Source organism: Pseudomonas sp. OV546, from assembly GCF_900116845.1.
Classification (GTDB): domain Bacteria; phylum Pseudomonadota; class Gammaproteobacteria; order Pseudomonadales; family Pseudomonadaceae; genus Aquipseudomonas; species Aquipseudomonas petroselini.
Genome location: NZ_FPCE01000006.1, coordinates 116,656 through 136,017, shown reverse-complemented (window position 1 = coordinate 136,017; position 19,362 = coordinate 116,656). Strand labels below are relative to the sequence as shown.

Annotated in this window: 17 protein-coding genes and 1 pseudogene; 12 read left to right on the top strand and 6 right to left on the bottom strand. The window is 53.0% G+C overall.

The window, feature by feature from the left end; genetic code table 11:
• The first annotated feature begins 16 nt into the window (after window positions 1-16).
• The gene (locus BM403_RS15645; RefSeq protein WP_046036000.1) at window positions 17-1,225 is read left to right on the top strand and encodes a YbfB/YjiJ family MFS transporter; all 1,209 of its coding nucleotides are present in this window, start codon (window positions 17-19) and stop codon (window positions 1,223-1,225) included.
• Here the strand turns inward: BM403_RS15645 and BM403_RS15640 are convergent.
• From BM403_RS15640 to BM403_RS15630, 3 genes are all read right to left on the bottom strand, one after another.
• The gene (locus BM403_RS15640; RefSeq protein ID WP_015885265.1) at window positions 1,137-2,579 is read right to left on the bottom strand and encodes an NCS1 family nucleobase:cation symporter-1; all 1,443 of its coding nucleotides are present in this window, start codon (window positions 2,577-2,579) and stop codon (window positions 1,137-1,139) included. The genes BM403_RS15645 and BM403_RS15640 overlap by 89 nt on opposite strands.
• A gap of 197 nt (window positions 2,580-2,776) precedes the next feature.
• Entirely contained in the window at window positions 2,777-3,175 is a 399-nt protein-coding gene (locus tag BM403_RS15635; RefSeq protein ID WP_093543663.1) for a DUF2177 family protein, read from the bottom strand.
• A 51-nt stretch (window positions 3,176-3,226) separates the two neighbouring features.
• On the bottom strand, window positions 3,227-4,063 hold the full coding sequence (locus BM403_RS15630) for a CvfB family protein (protein WP_015885267.1): 837 nt from the start codon (window positions 4,061-4,063) through the stop codon (window positions 3,227-3,229).
• A gap of 324 nt (window positions 4,064-4,387) precedes the next feature.
• Here BM403_RS15630 and BM403_RS15625 point away from each other — a divergent pair, with 324 nt between their 5' ends.
• From BM403_RS15625 to BM403_RS15615, 3 genes are all read left to right on the top strand, one after another.
• On the top strand, window positions 4,388-4,567 hold the full coding sequence (locus BM403_RS15625; RefSeq protein ID WP_003193095.1) for a hypothetical protein: 180 nt from the start codon (window positions 4,388-4,390) through the stop codon (window positions 4,565-4,567).
• A gap of 206 nt (window positions 4,568-4,773) precedes the next feature.
• Entirely contained in the window at window positions 4,774-5,496 is a 723-nt protein-coding gene (locus tag BM403_RS15620) for a TorF family putative porin (protein ID WP_015885268.1), read from the top strand.
• A gap of 65 nt (window positions 5,497-5,561) precedes the next feature.
• On the top strand, window positions 5,562-6,428 hold the full coding sequence (locus tag BM403_RS15615) for a DUF6279 family lipoprotein (RefSeq protein WP_043205729.1): 867 nt from the start codon (window positions 5,562-5,564) through the stop codon (window positions 6,426-6,428).
• Window positions 6,429-6,476: 48 nt separating this feature from the next.
• Here BM403_RS15615 and BM403_RS15610 read toward each other — a convergent pair whose 3' ends face one another.
• Entirely contained in the window at window positions 6,477-6,866 is a 390-nt protein-coding gene (locus BM403_RS15610) for a hypothetical protein (RefSeq protein WP_015885270.1), read from the bottom strand.
• A gap of 153 nt (window positions 6,867-7,019) precedes the next feature.
• On the opposite strand from BM403_RS15610, the gene BM403_RS15605 reads away from it, so the two are divergent.
• The gene (locus tag BM403_RS15605) at window positions 7,020-7,295 is read left to right on the top strand and encodes a hypothetical protein (RefSeq protein ID WP_015885271.1); all 276 of its coding nucleotides are present in this window, start codon (window positions 7,020-7,022) and stop codon (window positions 7,293-7,295) included.
• A 50-nt stretch (window positions 7,296-7,345) separates the two neighbouring features.
• Here BM403_RS15605 and BM403_RS15600 read toward each other — a convergent pair whose 3' ends face one another.
• Window positions 7,346-8,692: a DEAD/DEAH box helicase gene (locus tag BM403_RS15600; protein ID WP_043205730.1), complete on the bottom strand. Its 1,347-nt coding sequence runs from the start codon at window positions 8,690-8,692 to the stop codon at window positions 7,346-7,348.
• A 193-nt stretch (window positions 8,693-8,885) separates the two neighbouring features.
• Between BM403_RS15600 and BM403_RS15595 the strand changes: the two are divergent.
• The 6 genes and pseudogenes from BM403_RS15595 to BM403_RS15575 all read left to right on the top strand — a co-directional run.
• Window positions 8,886-9,587, top strand: a pseudogene (locus BM403_RS15595) (mechanosensitive ion channel domain-containing protein); the annotation flags it as partial.
• A 1,120-nt stretch (window positions 9,588-10,707) separates the two neighbouring features.
• On the top strand, window positions 10,708-12,135 hold the full coding sequence (locus tag BM403_RS15590) for a site-specific integrase (protein WP_256577171.1): 1,428 nt from the start codon (window positions 10,708-10,710) through the stop codon (window positions 12,133-12,135).
• Complete coding sequence (locus BM403_RS15585; protein WP_093543657.1) at window positions 12,122-14,029, top strand: integrase; 1,908 nt, start codon at window positions 12,122-12,124, stop codon at window positions 14,027-14,029. Before BM403_RS15590 ends, BM403_RS15585 begins: the two co-directional genes overlap by 14 nt.
• Window positions 14,026-15,951 (top strand): integrase, encoded by a 1,926-nt coding sequence (locus BM403_RS15580; protein WP_093543654.1) that lies wholly within the window; start codon window positions 14,026-14,028, stop codon window positions 15,949-15,951. The genes BM403_RS15585 and BM403_RS15580 overlap by 4 nt, the downstream gene beginning before the upstream one ends.
• On the top strand, window positions 15,948-16,163 hold the full coding sequence (locus tag BM403_RS31515) for a hypothetical protein (RefSeq protein ID WP_139237977.1): 216 nt from the start codon (window positions 15,948-15,950) through the stop codon (window positions 16,161-16,163). Before BM403_RS15580 ends, BM403_RS31515 begins: the two co-directional genes overlap by 4 nt.
• Window positions 16,160-16,552, top strand: a complete 393-nt coding sequence (locus tag BM403_RS15575; RefSeq protein WP_256577170.1) for a hypothetical protein — start codon at window positions 16,160-16,162, stop codon at window positions 16,550-16,552. Before BM403_RS31515 ends, BM403_RS15575 begins: the two co-directional genes overlap by 4 nt.
• Before the next feature lie 500 nt (window positions 16,553-17,052).
• Here the strand turns inward: BM403_RS15575 and BM403_RS15570 are convergent, their stop codons facing one another.
• Complete coding sequence (locus tag BM403_RS15570) at window positions 17,053-17,667, bottom strand: hypothetical protein (protein ID WP_093543652.1); 615 nt, start codon at window positions 17,665-17,667, stop codon at window positions 17,053-17,055.
• A 599-nt stretch (window positions 17,668-18,266) separates the two neighbouring features.
• On the opposite strand from BM403_RS15570, the gene BM403_RS15565 reads away from it, so the two are divergent.
• Window positions 18,267-19,298 (top strand): site-specific integrase, encoded by a 1,032-nt coding sequence (locus BM403_RS15565; protein WP_093543650.1) that lies wholly within the window; start codon window positions 18,267-18,269, stop codon window positions 19,296-19,298.
• Window positions 19,299-19,362 lie beyond the last annotated feature (64 nt).

Here is a 19,362-nt window from a genome sequence, read left to right as displayed (position 1 = left end):
CGCAGGAAACCTGACCATGTCCCCCTTGATTCGCTTACTTGCCAGTGGTGTCGCCTTGATGATGGCGATGGGCATCGGCCGTTTCGCCCTCACCCCACAAATGCCGCATCTTCTCAGCGAGGGGCAGATCGACCTGACCGGCGCTGGCCTGATCGCCGCCGCCAACTACTTGGGCTACTTCGTCGGGGCGGTGGATTCGATCTTTGCGCGCAGCCATCAGCATGTGCGTGGGCGCTTGTACGGCGGGTTGTGGCTGTGTGTGCTGCTGACCCTGACGTCGTACTGGGCTCATGGCTTCTGGCCGCATCTGTTGCTGCGCTTTGGTACCGGTGTCGCGAGTGCCTGGGCATTGGTGATGATCACCAGCCTGAGCCAGCCACTGGCGATTGCCGCCGGGCGTCCGCGCCTGGGCGCATTGGTATTCGCCGGGCCCGGACTGGGGATCCTGCTGACCGGGTTGCTGGCGTTGGGCTCCAACTTGCTGGGGCAAAGCTCGGCAACCTTGTGGTGGGTGTACGGCACGGTGGCACTGGTGATGTTGTTGGCGATTCTGCCGTTCCTGCCCAAGCCTCCTGCCGCCAGTGCCGCGGTTGCCAGCCCTACGGACGCGGGCAGCAACGGCAGCATTGCGCATTTGTGCTGGATCTATGTGTTGTTCGGCCTTGGCTACATCATCCCGGCGACGTTCCTGTCGCAGATGGCCAGTGCGCAGTTCAAGGGCGCCTGGCAGGCCGATCTGTTCTGGCCGTGCTTTGGCCTGGCAGCCGCGATGGGCGTCGGCGTGGCGACCCTGCGCCGCAAGGATCCACACACGACTCGCCGCTGGCTGATGACCACCCTATGGCTGCAAGCGGCCGGCGTGTTTGCCTGCTTGCTGGGCAATGGCTGGGGCCTGGCATTGGGGGTGTTGCTGTGCGGCGGGCCATTCCTGGCGTGCATGCAACTCGTGATGGCACGTTTGCGGGACGTCGCGCCCCACGGCTACCAGCGCAGCACCGGGCTGCTGACCGCAAGCTTTGCCATCGGCCAATTGAGCGGCCCTTTGTTGGCATCGGTGAGCAGCCACCTGAGCGGCGGCCTGCAACCGGCGCTGGTAGTCGCCGGTGCAGGCTTGCTGGTGGCGGGTTCGGTGTTGGTCAGCCGGCAACCAAAGGCGCAGGTGCGCGCACCTGTTCACGCCGTGCCAGCACCAGGAAAAACAGCCCACCCAGGAAGCATCCGGTAAACCAGGCGAAGTTGGCCATGCCCTGCAACGCAGGGGTGAAGGTGATTGCAACGCCCGCCAGCGTCGCGGGCACCAACGCCTTGACCGCCGTCCAGTTCACGCCACCGTCGAAGTAATAGCGCCCGCTGGGGCTGTCATCAAACAGCGCATCCACATCGATCTTCTGCTTTTTGATCAGGTAGAAATCCACCAACAGGATCCCGAACAGCGGTCCGATAAAGGCTGCGAGGATATCCAGGGTGTAGTGGATCATCAGCGGGTTATTGAACAGGTTCCACGGTGTAATGAAGATCGATGCCACGGCAGCGATCATCCCGCCTGCGCGCCAGCTGATTTTGCTGGGGGCGACGTTGGCGAAGTCAAACGCCGGGGAGACGAAGTTGGCAACGATATTGATGCCAATGGTCGCAGTGACAAACGCAAAGGCGCCGAGCAATACCGCCACGTTGTTATCGATGCGCGAAACCGTGGCGATCGGGTCGTGGAGCATTTCACCAAACACCGGCAACGTGCCCGAGACGATCACGACGGTGACCAGGGAAAACGCCAGGAAATTCACCGGCAGCCCCCAGAAATTGCCGCGTCGTACGTCGTTCATACTGCGGCAGTAGCGGCTGAAGTCACCGAAGTTCAGGGTCGGCCCGGAGAAATACGACACCACCAGCGCCGTCGCCACGATCACCTGGCCAAACGCCTGCCATCCCGACAGCGACTTCTCCGCCAAGGTAAAGCTGATGTTCGACCAACCGGCCTTCCACACGATCCAGCCGGCCAAGGCAAACATCACCGCATACACCACCGGCCCCGCCCAATCGATAAAACGGCGGATGGACTCCATGCCCGCCCAGAACACCGCCGCTTGCAACAGCCACAGGCTGAGGAAACCAAACCAACCGAGGTAGGAAAGCCCAGCGAAATGCGGCTCTGCGTACACGGCCATCTGTGGGAAGAAACGCAGCACCACGATGATCAAGGCACTCGACGCCAAATACGTCTGAATTCCGTACCAGGCCACCGCGATCAAGCCGCGAATCACCGCAGGAATATTCGCGCCGAACACCCCAAACGCCAACCGACAAATGACGGGGTAAGGCACTGCGGCTTGCTGGCTCGGCTTGGCCACTAGATTAGCGATCAATTGCACAATGCAGATACCGGCGAGCAAGGCGATCAACACCTGCCAACTGGCCAGCCCCAAGGCAAACAGGCTGGCGGCAAACACATAACCGCCGACGCTGTGCACGTCACTCATCCAGAAGGCGAAGATGTTGTACCAGTTCCACTTTTGCGGCAGTGGCCCAAGGTCCTGGTTATACAGGCGCGGGCTGTAGCCTTTGGGCAATTGTTCGGTCATCGCTGGGCTCCTCGAAATACCAGCCTGCACGTGCGTCGCGGCGTGCATACGGAAGGCGGCATGGTTTGTATACGAGATAGTCAGCAGAATACGTGCCAATTGAACGCAATCCCTCTGGCACGGCGCTCCAAAGGGATTGATATGGGTATAGACATGGGACGATGCTCAGCAACGGTGCACCGAAATCCTGTACACAATCAGCGGTGCACTCGATGTGCACACCAATGACCCACCGTGCAGCACGCGGCAGTCAGGAAGGTGCCCCAGGCCATGTCCATGATCGCTAACTGGGCTGACCAGCCCTGCAGCGTGGCCCAGTTGCTCAGGTCGTAGGTGCCATAAGCGACCAGCCCAAGCAACGCCCCCCTGCGCGCAGCGCGCTGCCAACTGGCACTGGGCAGAACCACGAATACCACGCAACCGAACACATAGAGGAGGTAGAAGAGCAGAGCCGGCAATAGGCGGGGCTGGTCCAGCATCAGCGGGCCCAGCAGGGACTTGTAGGTTGGCCCCATGAGCACGCCGAGCCAAAGGCCGTCGAGGACCAGGAAAGCCAGCAACGTGCCGAGGTAGGCGAAAGATGTTTTCTTGGTCATTGATGCACCTCTGTAAGCGCCAACGGGCGCCTACAGAAGAGCAAAGCGTACTCAGCTTAGTTCAATGCGATCCGCGTGAATCACAATCTGGCCCTGCTTATACAGCGCACCAATGGCTTTCTTGAAGTTACCCTTGCTCACGCCGAACAAGTTGCTGATCACCGCCGGGTCGCTCTTGTCGCTGACCGGCAAGGTGCCGTTGTTTTCACGCAACTTGGCAAGGATCTTCGAGTTCAGGCTCGAGGCTGCTTCCTGGCCAACCGGTTGCAGGCTCAGGCTGATATTGCCATCCGCACGGATCTCCTTGATAAAGCCTTTTTCTTCCTTGCCCGGGCGCAGGAACTTGAACACTTCATTCTTGTGGATCAGGCCCCAATGCTTGTTGTTGATGATCGCCTTGAAGCCCATGTCGGTGGCTTCGGCCACCAGCAGGTCGACTTCCTGGCCCACCTGGTAATTGGCAGGCGTCTTGTCCAGGTAGCGGTCCAGGCGTGCGGTGGCCGTGATGCGCTTGGTGTGTTTGTCGAGATAAACGTGCACCACGCAGTATTCGCCAGCGGTCATCTGACGCTTTTCTTCCGAATACGGCAGCAACAGATCCTTGGGCAAGCCCCAGTCGAGAAACACGCCGATGCTGTTGACTTCCACCACTTTCAAACTGGCGAATTCGCCCACTTGGACTTTGGGCTTTTCGGTAGTGGCGATAAGTTTGTCATCGCTGTCCAGATAAATGAAAACGTTTAGCCAGTCTTCATCTTCACTGGGAATATCTTTGGGGATATACCGATTAGGCAAGAGGATTTCGCCATCTTGCGCACCGTCCAGGTACAAACCAAAGTTAGTGTGTTTAACCACTTGCAAGCTGTTGTAGCGCCCGACTAAAGCCATTTCCAAATACCCTCATTGCGTGGGCGGCATTCTACCCGAGTTGCGCTCGTCACGCGCGCGCGCCTGAAAAATCACGGCCTGGCGTGGCCTTGCGATGGCATCGCCCCGCTCGTCCGATCAATCCGGCTGATTTTTCTCAGGCAACCCACCGCAGCCAGCACCAGGGTTTCGAATTAAAACAGTAAGTTAGGGGTTCATTTCAAAGATGAAACTTGGCTGTTTTCAGCCGACGCACTTATTCTTCGAGGATATTTACCAAGCAATTGTCAAGTATTTCCTGTACGATGCCTGGCCAAGTTAATTTTCTACAGGTTAGTGGCCGCCATGCGTGTAAAAGCATCCAACAGCAAAGCAAAGCCAGCTCCCGCCGTTGAAACCAGCGAATCGATCAACAGCCAGATTGCTGCTTTCCTCAAGTCCGGCGGCGAAATCCAGCAAATTGCCAAGGGCGTCAGCGGCCAGACTTTCGGCCCATCCAAGCAGATCAGCCTGGGTAAAAAGTAATACCGCGCAACACCACTGGTCCCTAAGCGTCTTGCCTTCAAGGCGCTAGGACTAGAGCCCGAAATACCCTCGCTGCCTATTTTCCATTAGCGCTAATCGACGAACGGGCCTCACCTCCCGACATTCGCCGGTATCCTTGCACACGTCTAGCACGGGCATCTGCCCGATTCCTTCGTCACTGCTCCTCGCTTTTCATGGAGTGAAGCATGCTCAAACCGTGCATTTTTCTGGTCAGCGCCCTTGTCGCGTGCCCCCTTGCCCAAGCGCAAATATTCCAGCGTGAACTGGGCGACTTCGACCTGAAATTGGGCACCACCCCCAGCCGCAGCATGGCTCAGGGCCTGGTCAAGCCGACGTCTCCCGGCAGCGACTCGTTCCACGGCGGGCTGGACCTGAGTCATGACAGCGGCCTGTATTTCGGCCAGTTCTCACCAAACATGGGCCTGTCCTCGGCCAGCACCCTTGAAGTCGATTCCTACATGGGCTTCAAACACCCTTTCGACCAGACCCTGGGCTATGAAGTCGGCTTGATCCACTACAGCTACCCCAAGCTCAGCCCGCTCGACAGCCAGGAGTTCTACGGCGGCCTGAACCTGCTGGGTAATCGCTTCGGTGCCTCCTTCAGCAACGATCCGGATCGCCAGGACAGCACACTGTTCGCCGACCTGGGTGGCACCCAGCCTTTCGGTATTGGCGTCAGCATGAAATACACCACGCATCAGTTGGGCACGCCGGTCTCAGTGGACGGCGGCTCCATTCGCAGCTTCAGCGACTGGTCGGTGCAATTCTCCCGAGAATGGATGGGCGTTGACCTGAACCTCATCTACAGCGACTCCAGCCTCAGCGGCGGGGACTGCTCGGCCTATTCCGGACACAATTCGCAATGCGATGGTCTGTTGACGCTGAAGGCGGCGCGGTCGTTTTATTAATCGGCTGAACTGTCGCCCCCCGCGCAGGCTCACATGTGATAACCCACATTGCGAAGGACCCGCCCATGCTGCGTCGGCTCAAATTACTCGTCGTACTGCTGACCCTGAGCCTGGTGCTCGCCGGCTGCAATCGCGTAGGCCTGGCCTATCGCAACCTGGACGTGATCATTCCCTGGACCCTCAACGACTACCTGGACATGAACGCCGGGCAGAAGAGCTGGTTCAACGACAAGCTCAAGGAGCACCTGGCCTGGCATTGCACCACACAACTGCCGGGCTACCTGGACTGGCTGGACCGCCTGCAGCAGATGGTCGACGACAACCAGGTTACCGACGCGGCCTTGCAGACGCGCACCGTAGAGGCCAAGCAGGCCATCGCCGAGGTCGCCCGCGAGGTCACACCGTCGGCCATCGAGTTGTTGCAGGGGCTGGACGATCAACAGGTCAAAGAGATGAACGACGCGTTGGCCAAAGACCTGCGCAAGCGCCAGGACGAGTACCTCAAGCCACCGCTGGCCAAGCAGATCCAAGAACGCGCCGAGCGCATGAATAAACGCCTGGATGCGTGGATGGGGCCGCTGAGCGATAGCCAGAAAAACCGCGTCACGGCCTGGTCTATCAGCCTGGGTGAGCAAAACCAGCAATGGATCGGTAACCGCGCGCACTGGCAGGCGCAATTTATCGACGCCGTGAAGCAACGCCAGAGCGCCGACTTCCCGCAGAAAATGCAGCAACTGCTGGTGGACCGGGAAAGCCTGTGGACGCCGGAGTACCGCGTCGCCTACGCCGAGACGGAAGCGGCGGCACGCAGCCTGATCGTCGACCTGATGGCGCAAAGCAGCGTGCAACAGCGCCTGAAACTGACGCAAAAAATCGACGGCGTACGCAGCGACTTCAAGGCACTGAAATGCCTCAAAGGCAGCGCAAGCTAATGTGAGAGGGGCTGGCCCCCGCCCACATTAGATGAGCGCAGTGGCCGATCAGGCAATCTGAGCCTTGGAAGCCACCTCGGCAAAGGTCGCCGGATCCAGCGCGTCCGCCTGCTCATCCAGCACCTGACGCGGGTGATCATTGCCGGGAATCGAACTGTCGATCAGCGCCAACAGTTGTGCGCCCAGTGGAGTGAGGATGAAATTCTCGCCATTTCCGCCCTCTTCCTCAGGGCGCGACTCAATAAAGCCACGTTTGAACAGCAGCGCTTCATAATCGGCCGCCGTCTTCTTGAGCGCATCCAGGTTGCCGGTGGACTCGCCCGCCGTGGCCTTTTCGGCCGCTTCCTGCTCGGCGTATTTGCGCGGGGCGAAGCTGCCCTCGCCGTTCTGCACTTCATGCAGCAGACGTTCGATCAGATCCCAGTTGTAAGTCGTCATCCTGATTCCTCCTGCAGGCTGGTGGAAAGTAGCCCGTCAAGGTTGTGACAGGCCGGGTCACTGGCCGTTCAGCCGAATAGACGGACGTCATTTCTCTGAACTTTCCAGACGTTCGCGGCCTCAACAGCTCATAACCGCCAAGGAGGTCTGCCCATGAAAACCCTGATGAACCTGGCCATCGTCGCCACGCTAACTGCCGCCCTGCCCGCTTGGGCCTGCACGCCCGATGAGGCCACGGCCAAGCGCGAGCAACTGGCCCAGGAAGTGGCCAAACTGACCGAACAGAACCCGACCAAGGCCAAGGAGATGAACGACGAGCTGCAGAAGATGGACCTGGATACCGAAAGCGCTGAGTTCCCCGATAAATGCCAGTTGATCGACGCCCGTCTCAAGGAGCTCAGGGAAGCAGCGGCCAAAGCCAAAAGCTGATGGCATAAAAAAACCGGACAAAGGTCCGGTTTTTTCATGTCACTCAAGCCTTATTCAGCAGCCGGCGCTTCCGGCTTGCGGCGTTTGAGTGGCGCCATGCCGTCCTTGCTGACGAGCGACAGGTTGTCGGTCTTCGGCCGGTTGGCAATCTTGCGTTTGGTCGGCGACTTGGCGCCGGCCTTTTTCTTGTCGCCCTTGGCGTCGGTCTTTTTCTTCTTCACGCCAACGGCCTTGCCCGATGCCTTGACCTTCTTCGGCCCGGTGTAGGTGCCTTTGACTTCCTTGATGGTGCGACGCTCGAACGACTGCTTGAGGTAGCGCTCGATGCTCGACATCAGGTTCCAGTCGCCATGGCAGATCAGCGAGATCGCCAGGCCATCATTGCCGGCACGCCCGGTACGGCCGATGCGGTGCACATATTCGTCGCCACTGCGTGGCATATCGAAGTTGATCACCAGGTCCAGGCCGTCCACGTCCAGGCCGCGCGCGGCAACGTCGGTGGCCACGAGGATCTTCACACCGCCGGCCTTGAGGCGGTCGATGGCCAGCTTGCGGTCCTTCTGGTCTTTCTCGCCGTGCAGCACGAACGCCTTGTATTCCTGGGCAACCAGGCGGCCGTAGATACGGTCGGCGGCAGCGCGGGTATTGGTGAACACGATGGCTTTCTGATAGGTCTCGTTGGCCAACAGCCAGTTGAGGATCTGCTCTTTGTGCACATTGTGGTCAGCCGTGACGATCTGCTGGCGCGTGGTCGCGTTGAGGTCGCTGACGTTGTTGACCTGCAGGTGCTCAGGGTTGTTCAGCACCTTGGCGACCATCTCGCGCAGGGTGGAACCGCCGGTGGTGGCGGAGAACAGCATGGTCTGCTGGCGATTGATGCACTCGGCCACCAGGCGCTGCACGTCATCGGCAAACCCCATGTCGAGCATGCGGTCGGCTTCGTCGAGCACCAGCACTTCGACTTCCTTGAGGTCGAGGTTGCCGGCGTTGAGCTGCTCGATCATGCGGCCTGGGGTGCCGATCAGGATGTCCGGCACCTTGCGCAGCATGGCGGCCTGCACCTTGAAGTCTTCACCGCCGGTGATCAGGCCGGACTTGATGAAGGTGAACTGCGAGAAGCGCTCCACTTCCTTCAAGGTCTGCTGGGCCAGCTCGCGGGTCGGCAGCAGGATCAGGGTCTTGATGCTGACGCGGACTTTGGCCGGGCCGATCAGGCGATTCAAAATCGGCAGGACGAAAGCGGCGGTCTTGCCACTCCCGGTTTGAGCCGTCACCCGCAGGTCACGCCCTTCGAGCGCGAGCGGGATGGCCGCTGCTTGCACCGGCGTAGGCTCGACAAATTTAAGCTCGGCCACGGCTTTGAGCAGGCGTTCGTGCAGGGCGAATTGGGAAAACACGGGTGCTACCTCGAAGAAATACAAAAAATCAGCTGCATAGGGTACCGGTTTCGGCCGTCCAAACCGAGTTTCTTTACGCGAACGGCGTCATTCAGGCGCTTTTTTGTCAGGGCATTTGTCCATGACATCAACTTTGTTGCACTTAAATGCTCTAATCGCCCCGTCTTGTCCCATAGAAGAATCGGTTTCACCCATGGATATCAAACAGCTCTGGCTCAACGTCCAAGATCTCTGGGGCGCCCTCGATGAACACCCGCTGCTGCATGCCAGCCTCGGTTTTGTGGTGTTGTTGGTGGTGGCTCTATTGCTTGGACGGGTGGCACGTTACCTCATCCTCCACGCCGTCAAACTGCTCGGCCGGCAACCGGCCCTGCATTGGCTCAATGACCTGCGGCACAACAAAGTCTTCCATCGCCTGGCACAGATGACGCCCTCGCTGGTGATCCAATTCGGCCTTTACCTGGTGCCGGACCTGAGCAAGACCGCCATCCTGTTTATCGGCAACGTGGCCCTGGCGCTGACCATCCTGTTCCTGGTACTGGCCATGAGCGCCCTGCTCAGCGCCCTGCTGGACATCTACGCCCGCACCGAACACGCCCGCACCCGCTCGATCAAGGGCTATGTGCAGTTGGCGAAGATGGTGCTGTTCGTGTTTGGCGCAATCATCATCGTCGCCACCCTGATCGACCGTTCGCCGCTGTTGCTGCTGTCGGGTCTTGGCGCCATGTCAGCGGTGATCCTGTTGGTGTACAAGGACACGCTGCTGTCGTTCGTCGCCAGCGTGCAGTTGACCAGCAACGACATGCTGCGGGTCGGCGATTGGATCGAGATGCCCCAGGTCGGCGCCGACGGCGATGTCGTGGACATCACCCTGCACACGGTCAAGGTGCAGAATCACCCGTGAGTTATGAAAAACTGACTCTGACCCGTAGATAATCTCAAAAATGGACAACCCCATTTCATCCTGATTTCCTCCTCCCCGTACCAAGCTCTCATCCCTCCACCCAGACTGTCAGCAACGGCTTCGGTGTGGCTAACGCCTACTCAGCACTTCCTTCGGCATTTAGGAGGTAACCCGAATAGGTGAATCGGTTAGCCAAAGAGACGGTAGCGAAGCAGCTCCAGCGTCTTGATGGCATCAGTCAATCACCTAGTGGTAATTTGGATTGGGCAGGAGCAATAGTGCTGGAGAGGACTCGTATTCCATGTGTACGTCTCTCCAAATCATCCATCGCCAACCCTAACCATCTCTCCAGCATCTGATTAGATGGGGCTGTCTTCCTCAGGAATAGGTGCGCTGCCGTACCGCGCTTGGAAAAATAGCTCCTGCTCCCGGAGGTGGAAGTGAGCAACATCTATTGACGCTGCATCATTCAATTCAGGCAGCATGATGCGTGCTGACTGGTGAAACGCCGAGCTCGCCAACCGGATACACGACTCTTCTGCAGGGAGGAGACCCGCACTCGTAAACGCAGCTGTAGCAAGCGAAGGAAAACCTCCAATCAGCCAGACGTGTAGCGATGCTGTCCTAAAGAGCCGTACACACAGAGGGAGCCGCAATTAGCCGGCTAGCAGCTTCAGTCACAAGTCGAACAGTACCTTGAAGCAGGCGTTGAGCCGTTCTGAAAAACCTCCGGGTACCAAAGGTACTAACGTCCACAGCTAGGTGACACAGCGACCGTTGGTCAATTGGTGTCGGTAAATATTTGGCGCGAATAAACAATAAATAACGTTGGCTTAATAGTCCCTAGATATCGAAACTTTGCACTACTATTTTTTCCATCAATACTGACCTTGCGTCCGTGAGCCACGGAGCTCAAGGCGCTGCGAATAGCGCAACATTAGTAGAGCCAAAATTTGTCAAACAACCAAACCTGACAATTCATTAATAAATAACGAAATATAAATAATGCGCAAATAAGAGTCTACTCTCTGCATACTCTAAATGGCTCTTGACAGAACCACTGAAGGGGAACTTCAATCGTTACCCCTAATCCCTAATCGCGCCTTCGAGCATGCCAGCACTCGCAAATAAAACGCCTCGAAAAGTACCTGTTAGAAAATACCGGTACGTGACGTTGCCGCTTGTGTCTTTATTTAGAAAGTCGACTCACACTGATGACGAGGATGGCTTTGATCAAGAAGCTACTTTGGCGGCTAACTATTCCATCAGACCGTTCGATAGCAATGGCGGAAATAAGGAAGTCCGTAACGTACCGGTAATCCTTAGGCCAGATGGTTCCATATGGAGGCATGGTTCGCTTTACATCCTAGCGAGAGCCATGGATTTTGACGCGCCGTCAGATCAGACATTGAAAGGATTCGCCAAGGGTCTTGTGGACTACATGAATACGCTAGCACAAGACGGCGTTGATTACCTGGCAACACCCAAACGAGAAGGCGCACGCCCGACATTTCATTATAAGGCCGAGTTAAGCCTAAGGGTTAATCTGAATGAAATTGCACCTAGCACTGCAAACGGGCGAATTTCGGCAGTCGTGAACTTTTATCGCTGGATGCAGGGTCGTTACGACTATCATCCCACCGAAGCCCTATGGACAGAAAAAGTTTGCAGAATTCCATTTCATGACAGGAGAGGCTTCTATCGAAACAAAACAGTAATAACGACCAACCTAAGAATCGTGGCAACAGGTGAAGACTTTACAGACGATTACATTATCGATGAAGGCAAGCTCTATCCGTACAGCCAAGAGGAACAGACCGTTCTAGTGCAAACTTTGGTTGCAAGCGGCAATACCGAAATGTTTTTGGCTTTCCTTCTGTCCATATTTACAGGATCAAGGATCAGCACAACTTTTACCATCCGCGAGTGCAACATTGTAAATCCAGAACTCGTTAAAACAAACGAAATAGCAGTGAAAATAGGTCGCGGGACACTGATCGATAATAAATTTAACAAATCCATGCTCATATACATTCCTGCTTGGTTAAATGCCTTGCTTTACGCTTACATAAATTCAGATCGTCATACTAAGCGAGTCACCAAGGCCTCAGCAAAAAACGGCGGGGAGCAATATGTATTTCTAACTCAACACGGCAACCCCTACTACATATCAAAAAATGATATTGAAAGGGGTCAAGACAAACCGATTCAAGAAGGCTACTCAGTTCGTCAGTTCGCCTCTAAAAAACTCCAACCTCTATTAAACCAGTCTGACACACCGTTCAAATTTAGATTTCATAATCTTAGGGCTTGCTTCTGCATGAATCTAATTGATCAAAAATTGAAAGGCATACCTAGCTCGGATGAGAATCGTATTTATGCCGTGCTAACTGAAGCGCAGCGAAGAATGGGCCACAGCGACATTTCAACAACGCAGCGATACTCCCGTTTCCGGGAAACGAGAAATATCGGCCTGCAGGCTCAGAGTGACTTCGAACTTCACCTTCAGACCTTGGTGGAAAACTATGTTTACGCCTAAAGTTCGCTCAATACTGCGTAACAATCCAGGCATTACAGTCATTGACGTCGACAAGACCTCCATGATCGAAATTCATAAAATAATTGATAACAATGGGATTCAAAATCTTGCCTTCCTGGTAGTTGACGAAGACCTTTTTCATGTCGGGTCACACTGCTTTACTCAGAGGCGCCGGATATCAGGGAGTTCTCTTTACAAGTTCAACCAGTACGATTACTGTCGCGATAAAGCCAAGGCAATTGATGGATGGGCCAGAGCGCTTATCGACAACCTTAAAACCGGCGAAATTAGGCCTACAACATTCATGGGGCGATGCCGGTTATTGAATCAGCAGTTCGAGTGGGCCTATAAGAATGGTTATTCCGACCTCTTGAAAAGCGATCAGAATTATTATGAGTGCTATTCATCATACTCTAACGCTGTTTACAATCAGTGGGTAGCCGGAAAAAACGCAGACTCAACGGCTTCCGGAAAACAAACCTATGCATTCAGTATTATCAAGTCTCTATTTCCCGATTCAGAAACACACTTCAAACAGGCTTTACCGAGAGTACATGTTAACACTAAGGCTCCGCCTAAAAACGAGACAAAAGTTCCCAAGGAAGATGAGTTGTCGCATGCTCTCGCGATCTCGTCCGACATTTTCAGCGGACTAACAAAATCGCTAATTAACCTCGACAAGTATCCATTTCAAATTTTCTTATTCGGCAAGATGCAGTGGATCGTTCCTCATGAATATTTCTGCCATCCAAGAAATTTTGTTCCTCTCCAAGGTGCAAGTGAGGTCTGGGACTACAACACGGGTTCGTTGATTGCCAACCAACCCAGAAATCGCAGGAAGCGGTATAGGAACGGCCTCCTGTCGCTCGAGAGCGAAAATGCCAATCCCGCTATTTTAACTCAACATAGGCATCGGCTCGCCAAATGGGCGCATGACTGCTTTCTTCTTTTATTCGCGGCAAACACTGCAATTAACGAAAAACAGATCTCTGTCCTAGAGTGGCACACTGGTACCTACGACGTAGTGCCGGCTCACCAAGGTTTCCGTACTGTGAAGTGGCGAGCAGGTAACAAGCGTCAGAGCTTTACCATAGCTGCGAAATTCGTCAAAAGATTTGAAGAGTATCTTGAATTAAGAAAACTTATCACCAGCAACTATGCTTCGAAGTATCTTTTTCTGCATGTACCTGTTATGCCAGAAGATAGGGTTAGACCTCTACAAAAAGGCTGCTTATTAAAACTTATATCTGCGATGCGCTCATTAGTAGACAAGGATTTCCCCAAGGTGGGCTACCGTCAACTGCGCCTATATAAGTCAAACTACCTGCTCAAAGAGTACGGACTTGTCGTAGCAAGCCAGCTTCTACAAAGTAGGATCGGCACTATAGCCAAGGCCTATTCATCAGCTGAAGATGATGTAGCCACTAAAGAAATCAGCGCATTTTACAATCTGCTATCAGATGCTATTAAAGCCTCAGCCCAAAAGCGCCAGCAGAACATACCTGCCGGACACTGCATTGAACCCGGAAATGCTATAGCTGTGATGGAGATCGAGCCGGAAGTTAGCCAACCAGCTTGTGAGAACTTTATCACATGCTTGTTTTGCACAAATTTTGTTGTGCATGCTACAGATAATGACATCAAAAAGCTTTTCAGCCTAAAGTATTTTCTCAACGAAATTCGCCACCAGTCTACTTCGACTGAAGAATTCAATAAGTTGAACGGCCCAACAGTGGGACGAATTGAATCAATCTTAATAAGTATTAGCAAAATCTCACCGGAGCTCGCCGAAAGAGTTTCGACCATCCGGGCCTCTGTATTTGACCATGAAGAACTTTCTGGATACTGGGCAGCCCTACTTAACCAATTAGTTCACGTTGGGGCAATTAAATGAAATCATCATCCACTGTATCGCTCCAGCATGGTATCGATGCCTACATGGGCATCCCCGCCTACCTGGTCACTCCTGCGACCGTAATTAGCAGGGACATACACGGTAATATTCTAAGCGTTGTGAGAGATATTGAATGGCAGACGCCATTATTGAGAAACCACCAAAACAGAAAGGCTTACATCAGTTTCAGCAAGTTCAGGACAAGTACCGAACTTGAGATTAAGAACCTTGAACAAACACAAAAAATTGTTGCAGTCTGGATTTATCGGCCCTCACAGAGAACTGGCTCCTACCCGAGTATTGACACAGTACGATCCTTCTTAACTGATCTCCGCAGACTCGCCAATCAAGCCACGAATAAGGGCATCACATTGGCGGAACTTCTCGAACATCCTGTCCATTTTAAGACGCACGTCGACAAAATAAAGTCGTATACGACCCTCAGAACTCTACAGATGATTATCAACAAGGTGATTGAAGAGCACATACTTCCTGTGTCTAAAACTATCACCAAGATACTCGACCGGGCAATTCGAGAATCAGAGGATGAGTCAGAGCAGCACCCCGTTATTCCAGGGCGAATTTTGTTCGAAAAGATTTCTCATTACACGTCCCTACTCCAGGAATATCAAGAAAACGAAGAAAAGCTTTCTGAATTGAACCGACGAGTAGCGTCGAATCGATTCTATGGCCGATTCAAAAGAAAGTCCAAGGATCCGCACAAACCCAACGTTGAGTTCGACGTCGCCATGGAAGAATGTGGTCTCTCAGCAATTCGTGACAAATATAAGATGAGGCAACTCTCGAATATTGGCAACTTTATCAGCAGATGTAACTACGCTGCAAAAATGCTTATTCACGTCTTTACCGCCATGCGGGATCGGGAAGCCTACCTTTTAAAGGATGGTTGCGTTAAAAAAACAGGGCCTAAGACATACATTGTGGAAGGACTTACGGTAAAGCTCACCAAACAGCCTCGACCAGCCAAGTGGGTCACCTCCGAGTCAATTCTACTTCCTTACGATTGTGCTTGCAGCATCACTCGACTGATCAAAACATATATGCCAGCTTGCATAGATACTGAAAATCGCCTTTTTCTTTCAGTATCATACCTTCCGGTAGCCAACGAATACGAAAAAAAACAAAAAGATACCGAACTGTACCAGAGTGCCCTACACCCAACCCGCTGGGAAGAGACTTTTCCGCAAACAACAATTACAGATGAGGACTACCAGGAACTGGTGATGCTTGACCCACTTCGTAACTGGGCCGCCAATCCAAAGTTTCAAGTAGGTCAAAACTGGAATCTAACCACGCACCAATTCCGGCGGTCAATGGCCGTTTATGCAGCTCAGAGCGGCTTGGTGTCCCTACCCTCTTTGAAAAGAATGCTTCATCACACACTGCTACAGATGTCCATCTATTACACCCGGGGATTTGCATCTGCCAAGTTTCTTTTCTCCGAGCAGAATCCTGATATGGCGGAGTTCTTCAAAGCGCAGGCAGTGAATGCTGAAGCTAGCCTCTTTCTCAAGGATGTAATTATGGAAAAAGCGAATCTGCACGGCGCTGCTGGAACCTGGTATGAGCGCAACGTTAAAAGGGAATACGTCACCAACATTGTTACAAACTTCAAGGAAACCTTGGGCAAAATGAAACAGGGATTTCTTTCATATAAAGAGACGATCCTTGGTGGCTGCTTCAAGATTGGGGAGTGCAAGGAGCGAGCGCACCTTAATTACGTGAGCTGCGTAGACTGCAGCAGCGCCTGCATCAAGGAAAAAAAGCTAGACCAAACAATCCTAATTCAATCAAAAATCATCGAAAGCATTCCCGAAGGAACATTTGCCTACAACACAGAACAAACCAAGCTTAGCATGCTGCAATTTTTCAAAGACAAAATCTCACAGGTGATCGCATGACCTCAGATGTTATCCAGCAATACGAAGCTGCTCCTCAACGACTGATCAACAATCAATCTGCTTCATCAGGAGTGAAAATCAGCCGCGATACCGTGGCTAAAGCATCACTGCAAAAGTGCTCGCCTAGCGGTAAACATCCTCGCCCCAAAGTACGCGCTCCAAAGAATAAAGCACAACGTGTTGAGATTGTTAAGGATGATGCGAACTCATGACTTCCGATGTCATTCTTCAATATGAAACAGCACTTCAACGACTGGTTGAAAACAGGCCAAACATCCTGCCGCTGGGCAGCAAGATCACCATCAACAACGTGGCCTTGGAAGCTGGGCGCGGTAAAGGCTCCATCAGAAAAGATCGCGAGTGCTTTGATGAGCTTCGCGAAAAGACCAAGGCAGCCGCAGCCAAACAAAAAAAAGAAAATAGTGCGAAACCCAACAAGGGGGCTGAGAAGCATTTCAAAGACCTCTATCACGAGAGCTTGGCCAGAGAGCTGATGCTTATCTCGCAGATCGATGAGTTGAATAAAGACCTCTCTGCATTGAGTAACGTTACCAACATCGCCACTCATAAGGAAAAAAACAGCAAGGCTGCCAAGAAATGAGCACCCGGAACAAGACTCTCAATTTTGCGTAGCGGATTAATGGAGTCACTGGAGAGGTGCCGGAATGCCTTTCCAGAGCCGCTTTCAACGAATTGGAGAATTAAACCGAGAAGTAATGATTGGCGAGGAAGTGGCTCCGGCTTATGACACTACTGAGGCGACCATTCGTACCTAGATCACTTCTGGGTTTGAACGTTACTCGCGGCTCCAACATAGTCCTCTTACTACGTTGCAGGTTGCGCTTGACGGAGGAATGCGGAATGATCCCGAAGAACTCCGGGATCAGAGTATCGCTGGTCGGGAACGGCTGAAATTCTTGGTCAGACAATGATGCCTATCGGCTTTCTGTAGTAGCCAGTGCAATGGCCTGCCATTCGCTCTGAGCCCGTAACTCACACCGCGACGAAAGCTATTCGTAGACTATTTGAACAGCCCTAATTCAGAACCAGCACCTTTTGGAACACGTCACCGGCTGCAAACTTAAACAGGGTATCAAGCAACTAATCTCGCGTCTCGATTGGCACAGTCGCCCTTCGCGTCAAGGCATTATTCCTAATCATCAAAAACTCATTTTCTTTTTGGCTACGTTCCTTTTTTTTCTTTCGCTTTATTTCTTTGAAAACCCCATCGCGATTCCTATTGAACTGAAGATTTTCGCGCATCCTTAACGAAACTGCTGAAGATGGCCAGCTTGCCCGCTCCATATCTTCAAACAAACAGCCATTATTTACCATCCCCAGCGGCCATAGGTTTTCAACATAATGGTCAACTGAACGGCACATATAAGCAAACCTATATTCCGCATACCCTAGGCAGTTCGCAACTACGTTGTAGGCAAAACTCAGCTTCATCGTACCCCCGGAGGAACTCACAATTCTCATAAGCTTCCGCGCTCGATATTTAATCTGAGCAACAGTCATCCCCTTCGAGGTGCCAAGATATACTAGCACATCCGCCACTCTATCCTCTCTAAGAGTGTAATCGTCCAGTGGCGCCCAACCTGAAATATTGTTCGCGTTCAGGAATGCTTGGAAATGTTCACCCAGGTGTGTAATTGCAGCTCTAGCACTAAGCACGCTGTCAACTTCTTGCGGCGGATAGACTGTGTAGTTCACGGTAGGGAATGCTCTTAGATCAGTTGCTTTTGGCAATCATAATCAAAAAAAACAATCTGGCAAGCACAACAAGTCGCGAGCTGTCAATATACACTTAATCTTATTTGCACATATTGACAGCCTGATATGCTTTTTGCCGGATTGATTATTTTTTGTTGCGTTGCTTTTTGATATCAGTCTGATAACAGAACAATACTGAAGAGTACATAAACAGGCGAGGCTGATGTTGATACCTCATGATGATGGATGCCCATCGAACGGGCTGATGAGACGAAGCGATTGCACTAATTTTCGCCGCTAGGCTTGGAGCCATTGATCACTTGGTAAAGCACATCTATGGTACTAATCGAAGCGGCCATGTGGCGCAGCGCGTATTCAGAAGGATTACTCGATGGACGCCCTGCAGGAGCGCTAATCGGGATGGCGACTAGAATGTCAATCACTCGATATGCTAACTTGACCGCTCGGATCCCTAGTCGAGATCGGGCGGTCGGTTCGCCAAGGCGGTATAGCCACAGGGTGCTTCATCTCTTTCGCTTCATATGCATTCCGACAACAGTCAGAGGGCAGCCGACACCGCTGGCGAATTGGAGGATGCTATGCGCGTACCAATCTATCTCGCCGACCTACGTATCAAGTACGGCTTCAACCGTATCGTCAAAAAGCTCCAGCGCAATTGGCTGAGCGTTTTTTCTCTATCCCTCGCCTCTTCGCAAGAAATCATCTCGAAAGGTCTTGGCTATCAGGATCTTCATGATCTGCAAAAATCGGCTAGCGAGCACGCCAAGAACGTCGCCGGGCCTACTCAAGATGAAGTCAGGGTCGGGATCAGTAACGCCATTACCGCTTTCTGTCAGTCCAAAAAAGTTACTGACATTGGTGAGCGCGACGTCAACCAGTTAGTAAGGTTGCTGCCCTTACACGAGCTTACCGTGTTCCAGACTTCACGTTCACAACAGGCAGGTAATCTCGCTTCTCAGTCCGTCTTTGAGTTAATCACAGGGCCAGCCAATGACCTGGCTGGGGCTGCCAATCAGGGGCTGTCGAAGCGTCCCGCACACTTACGCGACGGCCTGAGTGTAGAGCTTCTGGAGCCACCAGCAGATCCCATCAGCCAAGAAGAACTGAAAAGCTTTTGGAAGGTTGTAGAGCGCAAGGGTAGTCTCCATGACCAATGTTTGTGCCTTGGTTTGCTGCAAGGTATTCGCCCGCTTGAACTGTTAAACGTGAAAGCTCACGACGTTTACGCTACTGACGAGCACTCTCTCTTACGAATCAAGAATTTTAAAGCGCGCAGTCGTAGTGATCAGCTCTTCATGCCGCTCGTCTTCGGTACCCTCATTGACGAGTACGTGCGCCAAGCGAAGATTCCTCCAATGGGTTACCTCTTCCCTTCTCAGAAGGACTCCAACGTCCCAATGTCCCTCGAACAGATGCATCGGACTATTGAAGGCTATCTAAGAGAGGCCATAGCTAGTCCATCTCAGCGACGTGCATCCTCTATTCGCCAATCCATGCACAACGTTTCTGTAAAACTTATTCTCGAGTGGGTAGCAGAGCAAATCGGGCATCGCGGTACCGGGATAACGATGAAGTATGCGCGCATTCCGAAATCAAGCTCTCAGAAGTGATGATTTCACAGGGGGCGCGTTTTATTTAGGCCGAGCGCTGACGAGCCGGCTGTCGTGAAACAGG